Annotated in this window: 18 protein-coding genes; 9 read left to right on the top strand and 9 right to left on the bottom strand. The window is 68.3% G+C overall.

Features of this window, described 5'->3' with window-relative positions; translation table 11 throughout:
• Nucleotides 1-40: 40 nt before the first annotated feature.
• Genes KEG38_RS15905 through KEG38_RS15915 form a run of 3 tightly spaced genes read right to left on the bottom strand, consistent with a single transcriptional unit; the run spans nt 41 to nt 2,090 of the window.
• Entirely contained in the window at nt 41-541 is a 501-nt protein-coding gene (locus KEG38_RS15905) for an adenylyl-sulfate kinase (RefSeq protein ID WP_272420309.1), read from the bottom strand.
• Nucleotides 538-1,644 carry an aminoglycoside phosphotransferase family protein gene (locus KEG38_RS15910; protein WP_272420310.1) on the bottom strand — a complete coding sequence of 369 codons (1,107 nt, stop codon included), beginning with the start codon at nt 1,642-1,644 and terminating at the stop codon, nt 538-540. The genes KEG38_RS15905 and KEG38_RS15910 overlap by 4 nt, the downstream gene beginning before the upstream one ends.
• Before the next feature lie 41 nt (nt 1,645-1,685).
• Entirely contained in the window at nt 1,686-2,090 is a 405-nt protein-coding gene (locus KEG38_RS15915) for a CBS domain-containing protein (RefSeq protein WP_272420311.1), read from the bottom strand.
• 196 nt (nt 2,091-2,286) lie between these two features.
• Between KEG38_RS15915 and KEG38_RS15920 the strand changes: the two genes are divergently transcribed.
• From KEG38_RS15920 to KEG38_RS15945, 6 genes are all read left to right on the top strand, one after another.
• Nucleotides 2,287-2,691 (top strand): hypothetical protein, encoded by a 405-nt coding sequence (locus KEG38_RS15920; RefSeq protein WP_272420312.1) that lies wholly within the window; start codon nt 2,287-2,289, stop codon nt 2,689-2,691.
• Nucleotides 2,692-3,030: 339 nt separating this feature from the next.
• Nucleotides 3,031-3,921, top strand: coding sequence for a PAS domain-containing protein (locus KEG38_RS15925; RefSeq protein ID WP_272420313.1), 891 nt, complete (start codon nt 3,031-3,033; stop codon nt 3,919-3,921).
• 116 nt (nt 3,922-4,037) lie between these two features.
• On the top strand, nt 4,038-4,358 hold the full coding sequence (locus KEG38_RS15930; protein ID WP_272420314.1) for a hypothetical protein: 321 nt from the start codon (nt 4,038-4,040) through the stop codon (nt 4,356-4,358).
• A gap of 27 nt (nt 4,359-4,385) precedes the next feature.
• Nucleotides 4,386-6,626 (top strand): TOMM precursor leader peptide-binding protein, encoded by a 2,241-nt coding sequence (locus tag KEG38_RS15935; protein WP_272420315.1) that lies wholly within the window; start codon nt 4,386-4,388, stop codon nt 6,624-6,626.
• 25 nt (nt 6,627-6,651) lie between these two features.
• Entirely contained in the window at nt 6,652-8,100 is a 1,449-nt protein-coding gene (locus KEG38_RS15940; RefSeq protein ID WP_272420316.1) for a SagB family peptide dehydrogenase, read from the top strand.
• A complete protein-coding gene (locus KEG38_RS15945) occupies nt 8,097-9,824 on the top strand; it encodes a S53 family peptidase (RefSeq protein ID WP_272420317.1) in 1,728 nt (575 codons plus the stop codon). The genes KEG38_RS15940 and KEG38_RS15945 overlap by 4 nt, the downstream gene beginning before the upstream one ends.
• Here KEG38_RS15945 and KEG38_RS15950 read toward each other — a convergent pair.
• The 3 genes from KEG38_RS15950 to KEG38_RS15960 form a co-directional block, all read right to left on the bottom strand.
• Nucleotides 9,821-11,320 carry a flavin-containing monooxygenase gene (locus tag KEG38_RS15950; protein WP_272420318.1) on the bottom strand — a complete coding sequence of 500 codons (1,500 nt, stop codon included), beginning with the start codon at nt 11,318-11,320 and terminating at the stop codon, nt 9,821-9,823. The two genes, KEG38_RS15945 and KEG38_RS15950, sit on opposite strands and share 4 nt — an antisense overlap.
• Nucleotides 11,321-11,437: 117 nt before the next feature.
• Nucleotides 11,438-12,598, bottom strand: coding sequence for a sensor histidine kinase (locus KEG38_RS15955; protein ID WP_272420319.1), 1,161 nt, complete (start codon nt 12,596-12,598; stop codon nt 11,438-11,440).
• Between the two features lie 295 nt (nt 12,599-12,893).
• Nucleotides 12,894-13,535, bottom strand: coding sequence for a glutathione S-transferase family protein (locus KEG38_RS15960; RefSeq protein ID WP_272420320.1), 642 nt, complete (start codon nt 13,533-13,535; stop codon nt 12,894-12,896).
• Between the two features lie 122 nt (nt 13,536-13,657).
• Here KEG38_RS15960 and KEG38_RS15965 point away from each other — a divergent pair, with 122 nt between their 5' ends.
• Complete coding sequence (locus tag KEG38_RS15965; RefSeq protein WP_272420321.1) at nt 13,658-14,242, top strand: alpha-ketoglutarate-dependent dioxygenase AlkB; 585 nt, start codon at nt 13,658-13,660, stop codon at nt 14,240-14,242.
• Here the strand turns inward: KEG38_RS15965 and KEG38_RS15970 are convergent.
• The 3 genes from KEG38_RS15970 to KEG38_RS15980 are packed head-to-tail and all read right to left on the bottom strand — an operon-like array spanning nt 14,233 to nt 17,680.
• Nucleotides 14,233-15,303 carry a hypothetical protein gene (locus KEG38_RS15970; protein ID WP_272420322.1) on the bottom strand — a complete coding sequence of 357 codons (1,071 nt, stop codon included), beginning with the start codon at nt 15,301-15,303 and terminating at the stop codon, nt 14,233-14,235. The genes KEG38_RS15965 and KEG38_RS15970 overlap by 10 nt on opposite strands.
• Nucleotides 15,304-15,315: 12 nt before the next feature.
• A complete protein-coding gene (locus KEG38_RS15975; RefSeq protein WP_272420323.1) occupies nt 15,316-15,990 on the bottom strand; it encodes an HAD family hydrolase in 675 nt (224 codons plus the stop codon).
• Nucleotides 15,991-16,033: 43 nt separating this feature from the next.
• Nucleotides 16,034-17,680, bottom strand: coding sequence for a ribonuclease J (locus KEG38_RS15980; RefSeq protein ID WP_272420324.1), 1,647 nt, complete (start codon nt 17,678-17,680; stop codon nt 16,034-16,036).
• Between the two features lie 276 nt (nt 17,681-17,956).
• On the opposite strand from KEG38_RS15980, the gene KEG38_RS15985 reads away from it, so the two are divergent.
• On the top strand, nt 17,957-18,649 hold the full coding sequence (locus tag KEG38_RS15985) for a cobalamin B12-binding domain-containing protein (protein WP_272420325.1): 693 nt from the start codon (nt 17,957-17,959) through the stop codon (nt 18,647-18,649).
• Entirely contained in the window at nt 18,646-20,643 is a 1,998-nt protein-coding gene (locus KEG38_RS15990) for an ATP-binding response regulator (protein ID WP_272420326.1), read from the top strand. The genes KEG38_RS15985 and KEG38_RS15990 overlap by 4 nt, the downstream gene beginning before the upstream one ends.

The following is a 20,643-nucleotide window of genomic DNA, read 5'->3' on the forward strand; positions in this document are numbered from 1 at the left end:
AAAATGCCGAGCAGGCGCAGCGATGCGCGGGAAAACGGGCTCAGCCGGACAGGCGAACGATTTTCTCCACCGCCTCCTCGTCGTGCCCCCCGAGCGCGACCACGTCGGGCGCCTCGGGCGGTTCGTACGGGAGATCGAAGCCGGGCAGCCCCGAAACCTTGCCCTCGCGCGCCGCGGCATAAAGCCCCTTGGCGTCACGCTCCGCGCAGCGCTCGGCCGGTGCGCGGACGTAGACCTCGAAGAAGCGGGGCGCAACGGCGCGCGCTTTTTCACGAAAGACGCGGAGGTGCGCCGTCGCCGGCACGAGCACCACGTGGCCTTGCTGCGCCAGCATCGCCGCCAGGTTCCCGAGCGTCTCGTAGAAATGGGCTCGCGCCTCCTCGCCATACCCCGGCGGCGGCCGTATCGCCGCGCGCACCGCGTCCCCGTCGAGCAGAATGCTCGGCCGGTTTTCCGCCACGAACCGCCGAAACGCGCGTTCCGCCAGCGTCGATTTCCCCGCCGAGGGGAGCCCCGTGATCCACACGACCGCGCCGCTCACGAGAAAAGCCCCTCCGCCTCGTCGGGATCGAACCACGGCGCGTCGAGGACCCGCTCGACGAACCCGAGGAGCGCGTCCCGCGTGCTCGCGTGGATCGACGGATACCAGCGCGGATTGCAGAGCACGAGCGCTCGCCACGCGAGGAAAGGCGCGGCCACGGAGAAGAGCTCTCGATCCCCCGTCACGTCGAGGTAGGTCCGGAAAAACGTCCGCCAGAGCGTCCGGAACGCGCCATGCCAGGAGCCCGGGGCCTCGAGTGCGAAGAACAGATAATTGATCGACAAACAGGTGACGTCGTCCGCGGGATCGCCGGCCGAGCCCCGGCTCGTGTCGAGGAGCCGAGGTTCGCCCGCGCGGTCGAAGATCACGTTGAACGGGTGGAAATCGCCGTGCGTGCGGCGCAGGCGCTCGCCGCGACCCTTGAGCTTCCACCGCCACGAGAGGCACCGCGTTTCGATCCCGAGGAGCCGCTCGGGCGGCGCCATCGGCACGCCGTCCGGATAGCCGTCGACGAGCCCGAAAATGCCCTCGCCGTGCCCGAGGAGGTCCCGGATCGCGCGCCGGTACGTCGCGGGTCCGTCCTGACGAACCGCGTGCACCTCCGCGCAGAGCCGCGCGAGCGCCTCGCAACGCGCGACGTCCCGATCCGTGAGGACGCGCTCGCGGGCGATCCGCCGAAGATCATCCGCATAGACGTGGCCCTCGACGTATTCGGTGACGAGGTAAAACTCGCCGCTCCGGCGCAACGACGCGAGGCGGCCGTCGTCGAGGACCGCGCCGACGTCGAGCGCGCGCACGTGTCGCGGGATCTTTGGGAACGTATCGAAGGCGAGCAGCATGTTCGCGGCTCGGTCCGCGCGCCGGTCGTGCCCGAATTCGTCCGGACCGGCCGTGTGCAGGCAGAGGTCGCTCTCCGCGCCGTCGGGCCGGCGCACCCGGATTCGCAAGGGCACGCCATATCCGATGGCCTTGCCCGTCGCGCCGCCGTCGTCGTCCTCGTCGGGGCCGAGGCGAGAGACCCGCAAGACGGCCGCGCCCGGCATCACACCGGCGACGAGCTCGCTGATCTCGTCCTCGATCTCGGGCGGCCTTTCTCTCGTCATCACGTCACCTCCGAAATGCGCTGGATGCGCAGCGGACGCCGTCATCCTTTCCCGTCGAGCGCGTCCGCGAGGGCCCGCAGTGCGTCGGTCGTCGTGAAGACACCCATGACGTGTCCCTCCCTCATCACGACGGCGGCGCCGTAGCGGTGCTCTGCCATCTCGCGCGCCACACCCGCGAGCGGGGCGTCCGGCGCGACCGTGAACGGCAGCGGCGTCATGGCCTCCTCGACGCGGAGCTTTTGCGGATCCACGTCGCGGAGCGCCTCGACGAACGCGAGATCCCGCTCGGAGAGCATTCCGACGAGCTTCCCGCCCCGGAGGACGGGCAGGTGCCGGATGTGATGCTCGCGCATGAGCTTGTGCGCCTGCACGAGCGTCTGATCGAAGCCGATCGCGTGGGGGCTCCGGGTCATGTAGTCCGAGGCGGTGGGGTTCTTCGTGTTCATGGGGTCCTCGGCGGCGAAGCGCTAGCAAGACCGTGACCAGACGCGTTCGCGCGGCTCCTCGCGAAAGGACGCGGCCGACCAGGCGCGAAAAATGCGCCGCCGCGCAGTCGGTGCGCCTCGCGGTCCTCCTCGGTTCGGACCTCCCGCCTCGCTTGTCGAGCCCGGGCGTGCCGGGCACAATGGCAATCGAGAGCCCATGAAAGCACCGGAAGATCGACTGGAGGACCTGGACGGCGCGCTCCGGCGCGCGCTCGCGACGCTCGCCACGCATCCGTGGAAAAACCGCGTGGACGACGTCGCCCGCGCCGTCGCCGCGACCGATGTCGGGCTGCGCGTCATCATCGCCGCGCAGCTCACGGCGAACCTGTGGCATTCACGCCAGTACGACGAGGACGAGGCGTATCGAGAGGTTCAGGATACCTACGAAGGCGCGGTGTCCTCTGCGGCGAGCGTGGCGCGGGAGCTACTCGCGTACGAGGAGGTCGAGGGGTACATGCTCGCCCATCCCGCGAGCCGGGAGGTGCAGGAGCTGCTCTCGTACAAGGAGGCGACGGATCGAATGCGCGCGAGCGTGATGAGGCAATGCCGCACCACGCGGTGATCGGCTCGGCGTCAGCCCTCGGCCCGATCGTTGCAATGGGTCCGCGGGACGGCGAGGATATCTCCAGACCGCTCCCGTGTGGTATCACGCAATACCACCCGTATGCAGTGAGCGCACGTACATCGTCTCGGCGTTCATCGGGCGCGAACGCTGCCCGGGACCCCTCAGCGCACGCACATGACCCGACGTTCCCCATTCATATGTACAGCACGAGCGGCCTCTCCGCACCCCGATTGACGGAGGATTGAAGCAGCGCCCGGATTGGCGGTATCATCGCCCCGGGGGAGGGCTCGTGCAAGCGCGTCGCTTCTGCGGCGCACGGGCCGAGGGAGAAATACCATGGAAGAGCAAGCACTGAACGCCGAGGCGCTTCGTTCCGAGGTGGCGGCGCTGCGGGCGCGTCTGCATGAGGCCGAGATGCGCGGCAGCATGCTCCGGGACCTCATCGACTGCGTGCCCGGGGCGGTCTGGGAAAGCTGGTTCGTCGAGGATCCGAGCCGCGGGCGCGTCGGTTATGTGAGCCGGCAGATCCGCGACATCACCGGCTACACACAGGAAGAGTGGCTCGCGCAGCCGAACCTCTGGTCCGACCTCGCGCACCCGGAGGACAGGGACTACGTGCGCGCCGGCAACCAGATCCTCGAACAAAACGGCCGCTCGGTCCTTCGATTCCGCTGGGTCCGCCGCGACGGCGGGGTCCTCTGGATCGAAGCCCAGACAGTGTGCGTGCGCGAGGACGACGGACGCATGGTGGGGCTGCGCGGGATCATCCTGGACGTCACGGCCGCCGTACGCGCGGACCAGGAGCGTGCCGACGCCCTCCTTCAACAGGAGGCGCTCCGCGCGAAAGAGGCGACGCTCCTCGAGCTCTCCACGCCGCTCATCCCCGTGAGTGAAACGGTGATGGTCATGCCGCTCGTCGGGGACATCGATCCGGCGCGCGCGCAGCGGGCGATCACCGTACTCCTCGACGGCATGGCGCGGAGCGGGGCGAGCGTGGCGATCCTCGATATCACGGGCGTCCCGCAGGTCGACGCCGAGGTCGCCGACGCGCTCGTGCGCGCCGCGCGTTCGGTCGCGCTGCTCGGGGCCGAGCCGATGCTCACGGGCATCCGTCCCGAGGTGGCGCAGACGCTCGTCTCGATGGGGATCGACCTCTCTGGAATCGGGACGCACAGCACCCTGCAAACGGGCATCGCCCGGGCGATGCGTCGTGCCCGCACGCGGTGAACAAAACGTTCCTTTACGGAAGCTCGGACGAACCTCGACGCGAAAACGCTCCTGTTGCGATCTCCGCTGGCGAGAGAAGCGAATATGTGCTGATGTACAGTGTTTCGAGGTGCATCATGGAAAAGCCGCATACGCTCGACAAGGTGCAGTGGGGGTTTCTCGTGGCGCATGCCTGGACGGAGGCATCGTTCCGCAAACAGCTCGAGCAGGATCCGGCAGGCGCGATCAAGCTCTTCGCAAAAGAGCAGTTTGGCCTGGAGATCGAGCACGACCTCGCGCTGCCGATGGACTTGCCACTGCCGCCGGCGGATCTCGACATTGAGGCGCTCACGCTGGGAATGGGGCCCGGGCCAGCGCCCGGGACGGCGACCGGCAGCGCGACGGGGACGGGGACCGCGACCGCGGGGGACATGCATACGAGCGTGAAGGGCAACTGAACCAAGGCGGCCGCCGACCGACCGCACATGCGCACGCGCCCACGTTTCAAGCATTCCTATCGCATCGAGATCCTCGAGGGCGAAGGCGTCTACCTCCTCTGGGAGGGCGGCAGCCACGTGCTCCACGGCCGAACCTATCAGGTGCTGGCTCCTCTCCTGAGCGGGACGCTCACCGAACAGGAGATCTGCGAGCGCCTGGAGCCGCACGCCTCGCCCGCCGAGGTTTTTTATGCCATCACCATGCTCCGCAAAGGCGGGTTCGTCACGAACGACGAGGCGGAGATGCCTCGCGCGGAGGCCGCCTTTTGGGAGGCGCTCGGCGTCACGCCCGCGCAGGCCCAGGAGCGCCTGCGCCGGGCACGCGCCGTCCTCGTCCCCATGGGTGACGTCGATACGAGCGCGCTCACCGAGGCCCTCGCCGAGCTCTCCCTGCAAACGGGCCCCGACGGGGATCTGCACATCGTCATCGTCGACGATTACCTGCGCCCCGAGCTCGACGCCTGGAATCGGGCCCAGCTCGAACGTGGAACGCCCTGGCTCCTCGCTCGACCGGCCGGCAGCGATGGATGGCTCGGGCCGCTTTTCATTCCGGGCAAGACGGGATGCTGGCGCTGCCTCGCGCATCGCCTCGAGGGGCATCGCCGGGTCGAGCGATATCTGGAGCGCCGCACGGCCAAACCCGTTCATCCGCCGGCCCTCGCCGCGCTCCCCTCCACGCGCCGCGCCTTCGCCTCGACAATGGCCACCGCCGTCGCGCGCTGGGCCGCTCTGGGCGGGATTCCGGCCCTCGAGGGGCGCGTCGTCACGCTCGACACGACCACATTCGAGAGCCGCACGCATATCCTCGTGCGGCGCCCGCAGTGCCCGGCGTGTGGGGATCGTAAAATTGTTTCGCTGGGACAAACATCCCCTGTCGTCCTCGAACCCACGCCCCGCGCGTTCTCGGCCGACGGCGGATTCCGGCAAGCGACGCCCGAGGACACCTACGAGCGGCTCGCGCATCACCTGAGCCCCGTGACGGGCATCGTGAGCCGCCTGCAATGCACCGTGCGCCCCGAGGACGACCCTCGGCTCGTCTTCTCGTATTCGACCGACCATAACTTCGCCCAGATGGCACATGACCTCTCGTCGCTCCGCAGCAGCCTGCGCAGCTATTCCGGGGGCAAAGGCCGGACAGACATCCAGGCGAAGACCGGCGCGATCTGCGAATCGATCGAGCGATACGCAGGCGTCTTCCAAGGCGACGAGGCGCGCGTCCGCGCGGAAAAGGCGGACCTCGGCGAGGAGGCCATCGACCCGGTCGTCTTGATGGGGTACAGCGCGCGTCAATATGCCGAGCGCGCGCGGTGGAATCGACACGGCGAGGTGTGCACGTGGGTCCCCGAGCCTTTCGATCCCGCGCAGGCGATCGAATGGAGCCCGGTATGGTCCTTGACTGAGAAGCGGCGGCGCTTCGTGCCCACGGGATACTGTTATTACTTCTATCCACTCCGCGAGAGCCGCCTGTTCACGCGGGCGGATTCGAATGGAAGCGCCGCTGGCAACACGCGCACCGAGGCCGTACTGCAGGGGTTTTTGGAGCTCGTGGAGCGCGACGCGGTCGCGCTCTGGTGGTACAACCGCCTGCGCGTGCCGGGGGTGGACCTCGGGAGCTTCGAGGAGCCTTATCTGCTCGACACCGCCCTGCACTGGCGCGCCCGAGGGCGCGAGCTCTGGGCCCTCGACCTGACGAGTGACCTCGGTATTCCCACGTTCGCGGCGATTTCACGACGGCTCGATGGGCCATTTCCAGCCATCATGTTTGGCTTCGGCGCGCACCTCGACGCGCGGCTGGCCTTGCTCCGTGCAGTCACCGAGCACAACCAGCTCATTCCGTTTGCCTTCACGGGCGACGCGGGCAAACCCTCGCCGGGCGGGCTCATCGTCGATTGGTTGCGACAGGCCACCCTGGACTCCGAGCCTTATTTGCAACCGAGCGCCGCTCCTCCTCGCACACCGCGTGATTTCGCGCTGCCCGTCGGCGAGGACCTCCGGGAGGCCGTGGAGTTTTGCGTGGAACGCGCCCGCGACCACGGGCTCGAAACCCTGGTGCTCGATCAAACCCGGCCCGACACAGGCCTCGTGGTGGTCAAAGTGATCGTGCCGGGGCTCCGCCATTTCTGGGCCCGCTTCGGCCCGGGCCGACTTTACGACGTGCCCGTCTCCATGGGCCGGCTCGAAGCGCCTCTGCCCGAGGAATCCATGAATCCCCACCCGATGTTCATCTAGTACGTGCCGCGGAGGTGACGTTGCCATGATGGAACCCTGGCGCAGACGGCTCGGTCTCCGCTTCCGCGAAGGGGTCAACTGGAGCCGAGACGAGGGCGGCGCCGCTCGGTTGACCTCGCCCTCGTTCCCCCCGATCCCGCTCGGGGCGCTGCCGCAGGCATTGCTCGCCGCGTTCGAGCGCCTCGGCGCCGAGGACCCCACGATCGAGGCGCTGGCCGAAGGTGTCGCCGCAGAGGACGGCCCCCTCGTGGTGGCGACGTTGCTCCACCACCTCCGCCGCCTGGAGCAGCTCGCGCTGCTCGCTTATGCCGTGCGTGACGGAAATACCACGATCGCGGTGCTGCAACCGATCTCGCCCTGGTTTTCGCTGGGCAGCGGGGCCATCACCTCCGAGCGCCGTTACGTGCTCTCCCGCTTCGCATATCAGCGTCGCGTCGGGGAAGGCCTCGTGCTGGAATCGCCCCGCTGTCATGCGCTCCTGCGCATCGAAGACGCCCGGACCGCCGCCCTTTGCTTCGCGCTCGCCCGCCCGACCGCGCCCGCGGCACTCGCCGTGCCCGGAGCGAGTTCCGAGGCCATGACCACCCTCGTCGGCCTGCTGATCGCAGCCGGATTCGTGATCCCGGCCGAGGATGCGGGGGGCACCGAGGAAGAGCAGGCATTCGAGCTCGCGAGCTGGTCCTTCCACGACCTACTTTTCCACGCGCGCAGCCGCCCCGGCCGCCATTTGGGGCCTTGCGGCAAGACGTATCCCTTTCGTGATCGCGTCCCGCCGCCGCCCGCCCTGCGGCCGCCTCGCACCACCGCCGATCCTCCGATTGCGCTTTACCGCCCGGACCTCGACGCGCTCCGCACGAGCGACCGCCCCTTCACGGCCGTGCTCGAGGGCAGGCGCAGCGTGTACGCGCAGGGGCGCGAGCCCATTTCGATCGAGCAGCTCGGCGAGCTCCTCTATCGGTCGGCGCGGGTCTGCGCGCATGTCGCCGCGACGCCCGAATGCGCCTACGACTTCACCTTGCGCCCCTCCCCCTCCGGCGGCGCCTGCCACGACCTCGAGATCTACCTCGCCGTCGATCGCTGCCGTGGCCTTTCCGCGGGCCTCTACCATTACGACCCCGACGCGCACACCCTCTCCCGCATCCAGGGCCGCACGCCCGAGGTCACGGCCCTGCTCACGGGCGCCGCGTTCGCGACCTGCCGCACCGAATTGCCGCAGGTGCTCCTCTGCCTCGCCAGCCGATTCCAGCGCGTGTCCTGGAGCTACGAGGGCATTTCTTATTCGGTCACCCTCAAGAACGCGGGCGTGCTTTACCAGACGTTTTACCTGGTCGCGACCGCGATGGACCTCGCCTGCAGCGGCGTCGGTCGGGGAGATTCGGACCTCTTCTGCAAGGCCGCCGGCACCAATTATTACGCGGAGACGACCGTGGGCGAGCTGGTGCTCGGCAGCCGCCCCGAGGGAGACGAGGCATGACCCGCGATCGTGTCGACATCGAGGGCAGCGCCCGGCCGCCCCTGTTCGGTGCTGTCCTTCAGGGCGACGTCGCCCCCGACGAAATCGTGACCGCCGTGCTTTGGCTCCGCACCCCGGAAGGCTCTCCGCCACTCGTGGAGACAGCCTGGAACGTGGTCCGGACGCGGGAGCCCTGGTCGCACGAGCGTTATGCGGCCACCTATGCAGCGAACGCGGAGGACCTCGCGCGGGTCGATGCGTTTGCCCGTGCGCATGATCTTTCGGTGGTCGACATCCATCACGCTGCGCGGTCGGTGACGCTCCGCGCAGCCGCGAGAGCTTTCGAGGCGGCATTCGGCGTGAAGCTGAAACGTCATGCCTACAAGGGGGAAGTCGACATCACCCACGACGCGCCCCTCTCCGTCCCGGCGAACCTCGAAGGCGTGATCCTCTGGGTTTTCCTGCCCCGCCACGCGCCCGTCGTGGACGCCATCCCGCCGCCTCGAAGGCGCGTCGAGGTCGCTCCCGCTCCCCCTGCCGACGCTCCTGACAAACCCTGGCGATTTCACCCGCCGCCCCGCTTCGCGAAAGCTTACGATTTCCCGGACGAGCTCACGGGGGAAGGCGTCTGCCTCGGTGTGCTCGCGCTTTATGGCGGCATCTCCCCGGACGACATGCAGGTCTTTTTCGAAGGCCTGGGCATGCGCGTGCCGGACATCGTCACCGTGGGGCCCAACCGCTGGGCGACCGGGCACGACGCCTGGGCCAATTACGAGGTCAGCATGGACGCGCAGATCGCCTTCTCCTGCGCGCCCGGCGTCCGGCCCGTGGTTTATTTCTCGGACGCGCGCGGAAACGACGACACCACGAGCTACACCTATTTCCAGCTCTTCAACACCGCGCTCTTCGATACGGTGAACCGGCCCTCCGTGCTCACGCTCAGCGCGGGGCTCCCCGAGGATCTACCCGGCGTGTGGACCCGGGCCGAAGCCACACGCATCAACGAACTGTTCGTCATCGCCGCCATCCTGGGAATCACGGTTTGCCTTCCTTCGGGCGACTCCGGATCCATTTTCCCCATGGCGCAGGGCATGTTTTCGGCCCCCTCGCTGGTCTATTTCCCCGGCTCCAGCCCCTGGGTCCTTTGCTGCGGCGGCACAACACTGATCCTCGACGAGCAGGGCGCCCGGAAGGACGAGGTGGTGTGGAATCGCCTCGCCGACACCATGTTCCTCGCTTACGGCAATGCCGGCAGGATCGCCAACCTCGGCAGCAGCAGCGGCGGCGTGAGCCGTTATTTCGAGTGCCCCGAATGGCAGGCACACGCCGCCGTCCCCGCCCGGACCTTTGCCACGTTCCGCGACTGGGTCTTCACCGAGCCCGCGAGCACGTTCGCCGGCCGCGGCTGCCCCGACGTCGCAGCCCACGCCGACTTCTTCGAAGGATATCGCATCTTCGTGGACGGCGCGTATCGCTACGGCGGCGGCACGAGCGCGTCCACGCCCCTCCTCGCGGCGCTCGTCGCCCGCCTCTGCCAGGGCGTGGGGAGACGCCTCGGGTTCCTCAATCCGCTGCTCTATCGATTGCAACTCGAAGAAGGGGCGAACGTCTTCCGCCCCATCGTCGCCGGCAACAACGGCGGGTATGCCGCGTCGCCGGAAGCGGGCTGGAACGCCTGCACCGGGCTCGGCGCCCCCCGCGGGCGAGCGCTGCTCGAAGCGCTCCGCAAAGTTTACGGCGTCTAGGGAATCGCCCCCGCACGGGCGCTTACCTCGGCGCCTGCGGGGTTCGTCCCAGCAAACTCCATCGTGCCGTCGTCGACCTCTCCGAATCGCAACGCCGCAATGTCCAGCAAGTAATTCTGGTTGACCTTCCACGGCTTCTTGGAGCCCTGCCTCGGAAACGCGTGGACCGAGCGCTGCACATAACCCGACGAGAAGTCGAGTAGCGGCAAGTCCTCCACGTCCGAATCCTTGCGGCGCGGCGTGCACCGGCGCGCGCCGATCGCATCCATGTGATTCAGCAAGCGGCAAACGTATTCGGAGACGAGGTCGGCCTTCAGCGTCCACGACGCATTCGTGTACCCGAACGCGCATGCCAGGTTCGGCACGTCGCTGAACATCACGCCCTTGTAACTGAGGAGCTTCGACGGCTCCACGCGGCGACCGTCCACCACGACCTCCACGCCGCCGAGGAAGAGGAGCCGGAGCCCCGTCGCCATGACCACGAGATCCGCTTCGAGCTCCTGCCCGGACGCGAGCCGGATCCCCTTTTCGGTGAACGTCTCGATATGATCGGTGACGACCGACGCCCTGCCCGCCTTCACGGCCTTGAAGAGATCCCCGTCCGGCACGACGCAAAGGCGCTGATCCCACGGATTGTATCGAGGCGTGAAATGTTTGTCGACGTCATAGTCGGGCCCGAGTTTTTTTCGCACGAGGTCGACGATTTGCTTTTTCACGCTCGCCGGCCTCCGCCGCGCGAGCTGATAAAAGAACATGCCCAGGAGCACGTTTTTCCAGCGCGTGACCTCGTAGGCGACGTGCGTAGGGACCCGCTGCTGAAGCCAGCGCGCGATCGCGTCCTGGGACGGGAGCGACACCACGTACGTCGGCGAGCGCTGGAGCATCACCACGTGCGCGGCCTCCTTCGCGAGCTCCGGCACGAGCGTGACGGCCGTCGCGCCGCTGCCGATCACGACCACGCGTTTCCCGCGATATTCCACGTCCTCCGTCCAGAATTGCGGGTGCACGACGCGGCCCTTGAAGCGCTCGATGCCCGCGAATTCAGGGGCATGGCCCTTCTCGTAATCGTAATAGCCGCTGCACATGAGAAGAAAATTGCACGTGAAGCGGACGATCTCCTTCGACGGGCCGCGCTCGACCTCCACCGTCCACGCCGCGCGCTCGCTCGACCACGTGGCGCGCTTCACCCGGCAGCCGAACCGGATCTTCGATTCGAGCGCGAGCTCCTCGGCCGTCTCGCGGATGTACGCGAGGATCGACGGCCCATCCGCGATGGCCTTCCGCTCCTTCCACGGCTTGAACGAATAGCCGAGCGTGTACATGTCGGAGTCGGACCGGATGCCCGGATAACGGAAAAGGTCCCAGGTCCCGCCGATGGCCTCGCGCCCCTCGAGGATCGCGAAGGTCTTGCCGGGGCATCGGGTCGTGAGGTGGTGGGCCGCCCCGATCCCCGATAACCCTGCCCCCACGATGATCACGTCGAAATGTTCGGACATCTCTCACACCTGCTCGTCACGACCCGCGGATGGCCCCACGATAGCAGGATGCGGACGCGCTGGCGAGCCGGCGCGCGCAGATCCTCCTCGTCCTCCACCACGGGCACGCGGCCGCGGCTATCGACGACCATCGGCGCCTCCCAGGGGCAGGCGGAAGCAAAATAGGCTGCCGCGGCCCTCCTCGCTCCCGAACCACATCGCGCCACCGTGCGCCTCGACGATCGCACGCGCGATGAAAAGCCCCACACCCATCCCACCGGAATCGTGCGGCGTTCCGGTGTGCGCGCGATAGAATCGCTCGAAGATACGCCCCTGCCTCGCGCGCGGAATGCCGACGCCGCGATCCCGGACGCACACGCGAGCCTCTCGACCTTCCACGCTCACCTCGACCTCGACCTCGCTTCCCGGAGGGGAATAACGAAATGCATTGTCGAGCACGGTGTAGACCACGGATTCGAGGCGCTGACGGTCTGCCGGGAGGCTCACCTCCCCCTCGATGCGCAGCCGGATCGCGTGGGACCTTCCGGCTGCGAAACGACCCGTGACTTCGCGCACGAGCGCGGGCAAATCCACGAGCTCCTGCACGAGATCGAGCTTGCCCGTCTGGAGCTGCGAGATGTCGAGCAGGTCCTGGACGATCTTGTCGATACGGTTCGCCCCTCGATTGATGGCCTCGAGCGCGCTGCGCGATCGCGGCGTCAGATCGGCCGGCGCGCGGCGAAGGAGGAGCTCTGCGTGACCCTTCATCACGGCGACCGGCGTCTCGAGCTCGTGGGCGGCGACCCGGACAAACTCCTCTTTGAGCCGCTCGAGCTGGATGTACTGGGTCACGTCGCGTCCGATCCAGACCGCGCCGCGGACGTCGCCTTTCCGATCGAGAATGGGCGCCGCGCTCCGTTCGATGTACGCGGTGCCTGCCGTGCCGGGCAGGCGCGCGATGATCCGCTCCCCCCGGACGGTCTCGCCCTCGAGCGCACGGAGGAGCGGCATTTCCTCGCGCTTGATCCGCCGCCCGTCGAGATGGCGAATCTGCATGGAATCGATGAGGGTCCCGGGATCCCGCGGCACGTCGATCCCCCGCTCGATGCCGAACAGGCGCAAGGCCGCCTGATTCGCCAGGGTGACCCACGCGACGGCGTCGATGACGAGGACAGCATCGACCATGATATCGGCCAACGTTTCGAGCTCGGCCGCGCGCCTCTCGGCGGTGTCGGTGCAGGCGAGGAGCCTCGCCTCGCTCTCCTGAAAGGCCTGCTCGGCTTGGTGAAGACGCTCCATGATCTCCCGAGAGGTCAGTGTCGCGGGAGGAGGCGCCGTGCCATCGAGTCCTTTGGGTGTCGGTCGCCGCGTGTGGATCTTGCCGGTCGCGGGCATACCTCGAAGCTGGGTCCCGGCGACGCTGACCGCAACGCAGAGCGAGTCAGGGGTGAACGTCGAGCCATGCTCCCACGGCGCAACCGACGAGAGCGGTCGCAATGCTGATGGCCGCGAGCTCGAGCCCGCTCTCCGAGCGCCGTGCCAGACCGCCGCGGGAGGCCGCCTGGTCGGCGCTCTCCCGCGCGTCTGCGGAAGCTCAGCCCTTCCAGTGCGGGGGAATCGTCTTCTCGTAATAGGGCAATGCCTCGATGCGCTTCATCCAGGCGGTGATGCGGGCAGGCCAGCGGTCGCCGAGGCCGTGCGCGGGCAGCCGGTCGTCGACGCGACGGATGGCCCGGATGTGCGGGTAGGCCGCGAAATCGGCGAGCGAGAGCTCCCCTGCGAGCCAATCCCCCGTGAGCCCCGCGTCCCATCGCGCGAGCTCTTCGAGGACCGCCGCCTGCGCCTCGGCGATCTTGGTCGCGTCTCGTGCCTCTTCCTTGGTGTACAAAGTTTCCTGGAACAGACGGCGCTGCACCGGGGCGATGTAGCCGTCGGCCTCGGCGGCGAGCTGGCGAGCCTTCGCGCGCGCGGTCACGTCTCGCGGCCAGAGCGGGGAATCGGGGAATCGTTCTTCGAGGTACTCGACGATCGCGTTCGATTCGGCGATCACGAGGCCGTCATGCACGAGGACGGGCACCTTGCCGCGCGGGTTGATCGCGAGATATTCAGGGGAACGCGTCTCGCCGCGGTCGAACGTAAGCAGCTTCCACTCGTAGTCGAGCTTCTTGTGCTCGAGCGCGAGCCATACCTTCCAGGCGTACGGCGATCCGGAGCCGTAGTAAAACGTGAGCGACATCGAAGCGAGCCTCCTTCAGCCGAACGCGGCCGGGCCCGGAGTAAAACCACTCCAAAGGGCGAGGTCAACCGCCCGGGAACGATCTGCTTGTGCTCCGCGCCGTCTGAACATATGATCAGCTCATGATCCCGCTCCGCACGATCGCGCTCGACGAGACGCACCACGTGCAGGTCGGCGCCCTGCCGAAGGCCCTGGTCCCGGACGCGGCCGGCTTCGAGGCGCTCTGGGCGCTGCACCCCGACGTGTTCCACGAGATCAAGATGCACGGCCGCCTCGTGCGCACGCCGCGATGGCAACAGGCGTACGGCGCGGATTACCGCTACACGGGCAACACGAATCGCGCGCTGCCGCTGACGCCGCAGATGGACGTCTGGCTCGGCTGGGCGCGCGAAACCTTCGAGCCGCGGCTGAACGGCCTGCTCTTCAACTGGTACGACGGCGCGGAGGGGCATTACATCGGCAAACACCGCGACAGCGACATCAACCGCGTCGAAAGCTCGCCGATCGTCACGTTCTCGTTCGGCGAGGAGCGGGTGTTCCGCATGCGGCCGTGGCGAGGAAAAGGGTTCGTCGACGTACCCGCAGTGCATGCGGGGGTCATCGTGATTCCGTGGGACACGAATCGAACCTGGACCCACGAAGTTCCGGCACCGAAGGGCTCGCGCGGGCGAAGGATTTCCGTGACGATCCGGGCGTTTCACGGCTGATTCCGCGCCGCGTGGTATTCCCGCGCGATCGTCGCGGCAGCTTCCCGCGTGCGCTCGGATGCTTGCTCGGCGGCGCGCGCTTTTTCGAAGGCGCGCGTGGCCTCCTCTTGCGCAGCCGCGAGCGCGTCGTGCGCGCGTGCCTCGGCCTCCCGGGCGCGCTTGGCCTCCTCTTCTGCGCGCACGGCCTCCCGCGACGCGCGGTCCGATTTCGCCAGAGCCTCGGCCACGGCCCGCTCGGATGCCTCGGCGGAAGCGCGCAACGCTCGGGCCTCCTCGGCGCGGCGGGCCGACTCCGCTTCGGACGCTGCCAGCCGATCGCGCAAGGCTTCAAGCCGGCGGCGGCGTTTCTCCTCCGCCTTCCGCTCCTCCTCCGCGCGCCGGGCGCGTTCTTTCTCCTCCGCGGTGGCCTTCGCCAGGCGCTCCTTCAGCAATCGCGCCTGCTCGGCCTCGCGCCTCTGCAATGGCGTGGGCCCCATCTTTTTCGGAGCCTCTTCTTTCGGCGACTCCACCCTCGGCGCCGACGCAGGCCGGCGCGGCAAAGAGGCTTCGAGACCCGCGAGGACCTCGAAACCAGGCGGATCCACCTCGCGCACGAGCCGCCCCCGGTCGAGCAAAACACGGCCGTCGGGCCGATGCGCGAGGGCGCGCAGGGTCTCCGCGATACGACCGATCTGCGCCTCGCTCGCGCCGAGCCCGGCCGCCGACAACGCCTCCCGAGCCGCGCGCAAAAGCTCACCGAGCGCCCGCTCCTCGTCCTTCAGCGCAGCCCGAAATGGCTCGGTCCGTCCGCCCGTGAGCGCTCCGATCTGCGCCGCCCGCGCCCGATCCCCCGCGTCGAGCAGCGCCTCGAATTTCGCACGCCGCCCGCGAAATACCTGATTCACCGCCCAGGCCGCCTGGTTTGGCTTGGGAAGGATCGCGACGGCCTTGGCCTCCTCCCGCCGCCCTTCGCTGCGCAGCCGCCGCGCGAGCGCGTCACGCGCCGCCGTGAATTCGCCGAGCGGGAGACCATAAAGGTGATCGACCTCCGCCTCGACGTCCGCTGCCGGAGAGACGGCCACCGCGGACCGACCTCAGGCCGCGCGACGGCTCGATCCGAGCGCCTGATCGAGATCGTCGGCGAGGGCCTCTGGGGTCGCATAAATCGCGGCCGCCCCCGCCTGTTCGAGCAAGTCGCGCTCGATTCCGCCGGTGAGCACGCACAAACAAGACAGATGGATCTGCTTCGCCGCGACGATGTCGTACACCGTATCGCCCACGACGAACGCCTCGGCCGGCCGCCCCAGCGCCGAGAGCGCCTCCGCGAAAATATCGGGCGCGGGTTTCGTCGTGGAGACGTCGTCCTTCGAGATGATGACGTCCACGTGCTTCGCCGCCGGGCCGAGCTTTGCGAGCAGCCGATCGAGCTCCTCGCGGCGCGCCGAGCTCGCCAGCGCGATGCGCACGCCTCGCTCGCGCAGCGCTTCGAGCAGCCGCGTCGCGCCGGGAAGAGCGCGCGCATGCTCGATGAGGCCCGTCTCGACGTATTCCTCCGCGTGAAAGGCGCTCGCCTGCTCGGCGACGTCGTCCGGGACCTCGCCCAGAATCGCGGGCACGAGCCTGTCTCCGCCCATTCCGATCGCGTGCAGGATCCGGTTCGCCTCGATTTCCCTCCCCAGCCGCTCGAAGGCCCGCCGCCAGGCGAGCACGTGCAGGAGGTTCGTATCGATCAGCGTCCCGTCCACGTCGAGCAATGCCGCTTGGTTCATGACGCTCCCCCTCGCCGGCAAATTCGAGGCCTGCCCGGCGGGGCTACAGCAGCATCGCGATGGGCAAGACGGCCGGCCTCTTGCCTCGCTCCCGGTGGGCAAACGCCGCTCGCACGCCGCGGCTCAGCGCATCTTCCAGCGCCGGCGCCAAGGTCCGCATCGGCGCCGACAGCCGCGCAAGCTCCTCCTCCGCGTTTTGCCGCGCCCTCGCGTGGAGCTCGCTCCCTTCGTCGAAATGCGCCACCCCGCGCGCCAGAAGGTCCGGCCCCCGCACGACCTCGCCCGTCTTGCGATCCGCGACCACGAGCACCAGCACCATTCCTTGCTCCGAAATCACTTCCCGCTCGCGCAAGACGAGCTCCGATACGTCGAGGCCTCCCCGTGCGTCGAGCCAAACGCGCCCGCTCGGCACCGGCGCGCCAAGACGCATCTGGCCGCTCTCGATCGACAGCACCTCGCCGTCCTCGATCACGAAAACGTCCGCCGCCGAGAGCCCCATCCGGATCGCCGTGCGCGCGTGCGCGAGCAGCATCCGGTATTCGCCGTGGATGGGCACGAAATGCCGCGGTCGCACGGCGTCGATCAGCATCTTCTGCTCCTCCATCTGCGCGTGCCCGCTCACGTGGATCGGATCAAAAGCCCTATCCACGACCACCGCGCCGCGCTTGGCGAGCCGATTCGCGATCTGACCGACCGCGATTTCATTGCCCGGGATCGCGCGTGACGAGAAGATCACGGTGTCGCCCGCCTCGACGCGCAAGTGCCGATGATCGCCGGTGGCCATGCGCGCGAGCGCGCTGTTCGGCTCGCCCTGCGCGCCCGAGGTGAGGACGATCAGCGCCTCGGGCGGCATTCCTGCGGCCTTGTCGACGTCGAGCAGCACGCCGTCGGGAATGTCGACGAGCCCCTGCGTTTCCGCGATCCGCACGTTCGTGCAGAGGCTGCGGCCGGCGAGCGTCACCCGGCGCCCGAGTTTGTCCGCGAGATCGAGGATGCTTTGCACCCGGTACACGTTGGAGGCGAAGAGCGCGACGACGATCCGTCCCCTCGCCTCGCCGAAGCGCCGCGCGAAGGCCTCGGCCACCGCGCTCTCGCTCACGGAAAAACCCTCCCGCTCGGCGTTCGTCGAGTCCGAGAGAAGCGCGGCCACACCCGCCTTGCCATACTCGGCGAACCGCGCGATATCCAGGCGCTCGCCGCCCACAGGCGTCAGGTCGATCTTGAAATCCCCCGTGTGCACGAGGATCCCTTCGCCGGTCTCGAGGGCGAAGCCCACCGCATCCGGAATCGAATGCGTGACGCGGATCGGCTCGACCCGGAAGGGCCCCGCCTGGAAACGTTCGCCCGGCCAAACCTCGGTCAGCGGAGCCGAGACTCCGAGCTCGACGAGTCGCTCCCTGAGGAGCCCGAGCGTGAAGCGGGTCCCGTAGACGGGCACCCGGAATTCGCGGAGCACCGAGGGCAGGCCGCCGATGTGGTCCTCGTGCCCGTGCGTGAGGAGCACGGCGTCGAGCCCGCCCGCCTCGCGCAGATAACGCAGCTCGGGAATGGCCACCTCGACGCCCAGCACTTGATCGTTCGGAAAGAGCACCCCGCAATCGACGAGCACGCGGCGGCCATCCTCTTCGATGACCATCGCGTTCATCCCGACCTCCCCCAATCCGCCGAGCGGAATGATGCGAACCGCCATGCTCGAAAATCTAATCGGCCCCATCCCCCAGGGTCAGCGCCCTGTACCATTGCAGCGTGAGTGCACGGCACGATCGCTCGTTATACAGCCGAGACCGGTTCGTCTGCTTGCTGTTCCAAGTAACTTATGAAGCTCGGGCGTGTCCCTACGGAGCGTCCCGACGCGGAAATCAATGCCACACGGGCGGGCTCGGGATGCAATGAATCATTCCCGTCCCGGTCACGGTTACCTCATCCCGGACGAACCCGCGATCGCCCGGCTCCTTTAGGCCCATTCGTGAACCGTTTTCCCTCTCCCGTCGACGATCTGTGCGCGCGTTTCGTACAGGCTCAACTCGCGGGCGATCGGCGTGAAGCGTTGCGCCTCGTGATGGACGAGGGCGTCGGGCGCGGCGCGCCGGCCTCGGAGGTCACGTTGCGCGTCCTCCAGGCAGCGCAACGCAAGATCGGTGAGCTCTGGCAGGACAACCGGATCAGCGTCGCCGACGAGCACCTCGCCACCGCGGTCGCGCAGGTCGTCCTCGCGCACCTCTACCTGCTCTCGCCCGCCTCGCCGCTCGTCGACAAGATCGTCCTCTTCGGCTGCGTCGAGGGCGAGCACCACGATTTCCCCGCCCGTCTCGCCGCCGACGCCCTCGACCTCGCGGGCTACGACGTGCGCTTTCTCGGCGCGGATGTCCCCACCGAATCCCTCGTGTCCATGATCCGCCGAGAGCGCCCCGACCTCGTCGCCCTCTCGGTCACCATGAGCTTCAATCTGCGCTCGCTGCGCATGACCGTGGCGCGGCTCCGGTCCGACTTCGGCGAGGCGCTGCCCATCCTCGTCGGCGGCGCCGCCTGCGACACGCTCGCGAATCCAGCGGAGGAGCTCGCCGCCGACGGGTTCGCCCGCGACGCCCACGATCTCGTCGGGATCGTGGGCCGACTGGTCTCCCGCCCAGCGCCCCATGCGCTCGGAGGGACACCTTGACCGAAGGAATGGCCGCGCGCTGGCTCTCCGAGAGCCGAGAGCTCGTGCTCGCGTGCGACGCGCAAGGGCTCATCCGGTGGGCCGACACGCGAGCGCGAAGCCTCCTCGGCGCGCAACCCGGCACCGCGCTGACCACGCTCTCCGTCCCCGGCACGGAAGAAAAAACCCAGGCGCTGCTCACGCGCGCGGCCGTGAACGACATCCGCAACTGGGAGCTCTCGCTCCTCTGCAACGGCAAGCCCACCACGGTGTCGTTCAGCGCACGCCCGGACGGCAAGGGCGGCACCGAGCTCTTCGGCTTCGTGTACCCCGAGGGCTACGGCGGCGCGATCGAGCAGCTCAGCCGCGCCCTCACCGAGATCGTCAACCTGAACCGCGAGATCGTCCGGCAAAAGCGCGAGATCGAGACCCAGCAGACCGAACTCGACGAGTCGAACCGCGGCGTGGTCACGCTCCACGCCGAGCTCGAAGACAAGATCGACGCGCTCCGCCGCACCTCCGAGGTCCGCAGCCGCGTCCTCGCCAACGTGAGCCACGAGTTCCGCACGCCGCTGCACTCGATCCTGGGTTTGTCCCAGCTCCTGCTCGACGGCAGCGACGGCCCGCTCACGGACGAGCAGCAGAAGCAGATCCGCTTCATCCGCACCTCGGCCGAGGAGCTCTCGCAGCTCGTCAACGACGTCCTCGACCTCTCCAAGGCCGAGTCCGGCAAGCTCACGCTGCGCGCGGAGGCCTTCACGGCCTCCAGCTTCTTCGCCGCCATGCGCGGCATGCTCCGGCCGCTTTTGCCCTCCCACCCCGGCGTCGATCTCCTCTTCGAGCTGCCCGAGGGCGACATCACGCTCGAAACCGATCAGGGCAAGGTCGCCCAGGTCATCCGCAACCTCGTCACGAACGCGCTCAAGTTCACCGAGCAGGGCCGCGTCGTGGCGAGCGCCGTGCGGCGCGGCGACGACGTGGTCTTCACCGTCGAGGACACGGGCATCGGCATCGCGCCCGAGCATTTCGACCGTATCTTCGAGGAGTTCGGACAGATCGACGGGCCGGTCCAGCGCAAGCACAAGGGCACCGGCCTCGGCCTCGCGCTCTCGCGGCGCCTCGGCGAGCTGCTCGGCGGGACGCTCACGGTCGAGAGCGAGCTCGGCCTTGGCTCGACCTTCACCCTCACGATCCCCGCCACGCACCCCGAGGTGCGCGAGCTCGCGACGCTCGCCGCGCGCCCGCTCGATCCCTCCCGCGCGCCCGTGCTCATCGTCGAGGACGACCGCAAGACGATGTTCATCTACGAGAAGTTTCTCTCGCTCGCGGGCTTCCAGGTCGTACCGGCGCGCACCGTCGACGACGCGCGCAGGCTGCTCGGCACGTTCCGACCCGCGGCGATCGTGCTCGACATCATGCTCGAAGGCGAGGCCACCTGGGACTTCCTGGCCGAGGTGAAGCAGAGCGCCGAGACGCGCGAGATCCCCGTCCTCGTCGTGACCGTCACCAACAAGGAGCAACGCGCGCGCGCGCTCGGCGCCGACGAGTTCTGGCTCAAGCCGGTCGATCAGGATCACCTGCTCCGCAAGCTGAAGAGCGTGACGCGCCCCGGCACGCCCACGCGGCTGCTCGTCATCGACGACGACGAGCGAGCCCGGTACCTCATCCGCAAGCTGCTCGAAAAGACGCCCTACGAGCTCGTCGAAGCGCGCACCGGGCCCGAGGGCGTTGAGCTCGCCCAGAAGCTCCGTCCCGAGGTCATCTTCCTCGACTTCCTGCTCAAGGACGTCACCGCGTTCGACGTCCTCGACGACCTCAAGGCCGACCCGCGCACGCGGGGCATCTCCGTCGTGATCGTCACGTCGCACGTGCTCGAGCCCTCCGATCGCGAGCGGCTCGTGGCCGAGACCGAGGCGATCCTCTCGAAGGACAGCCTTTCGCGCGAGCTCGCCATCCACCGCATTCGCGACGCCTTGCGGAAGGCAGGTGTCGGCACCTCATCGAGCACGGAGTGA

Source organism: Polyangium jinanense, assembly GCF_028435265.1.
Lineage (GTDB): Bacteria > Myxococcota_A > Polyangia > Polyangiales > Polyangiaceae > Polyangium > Polyangium jinanense.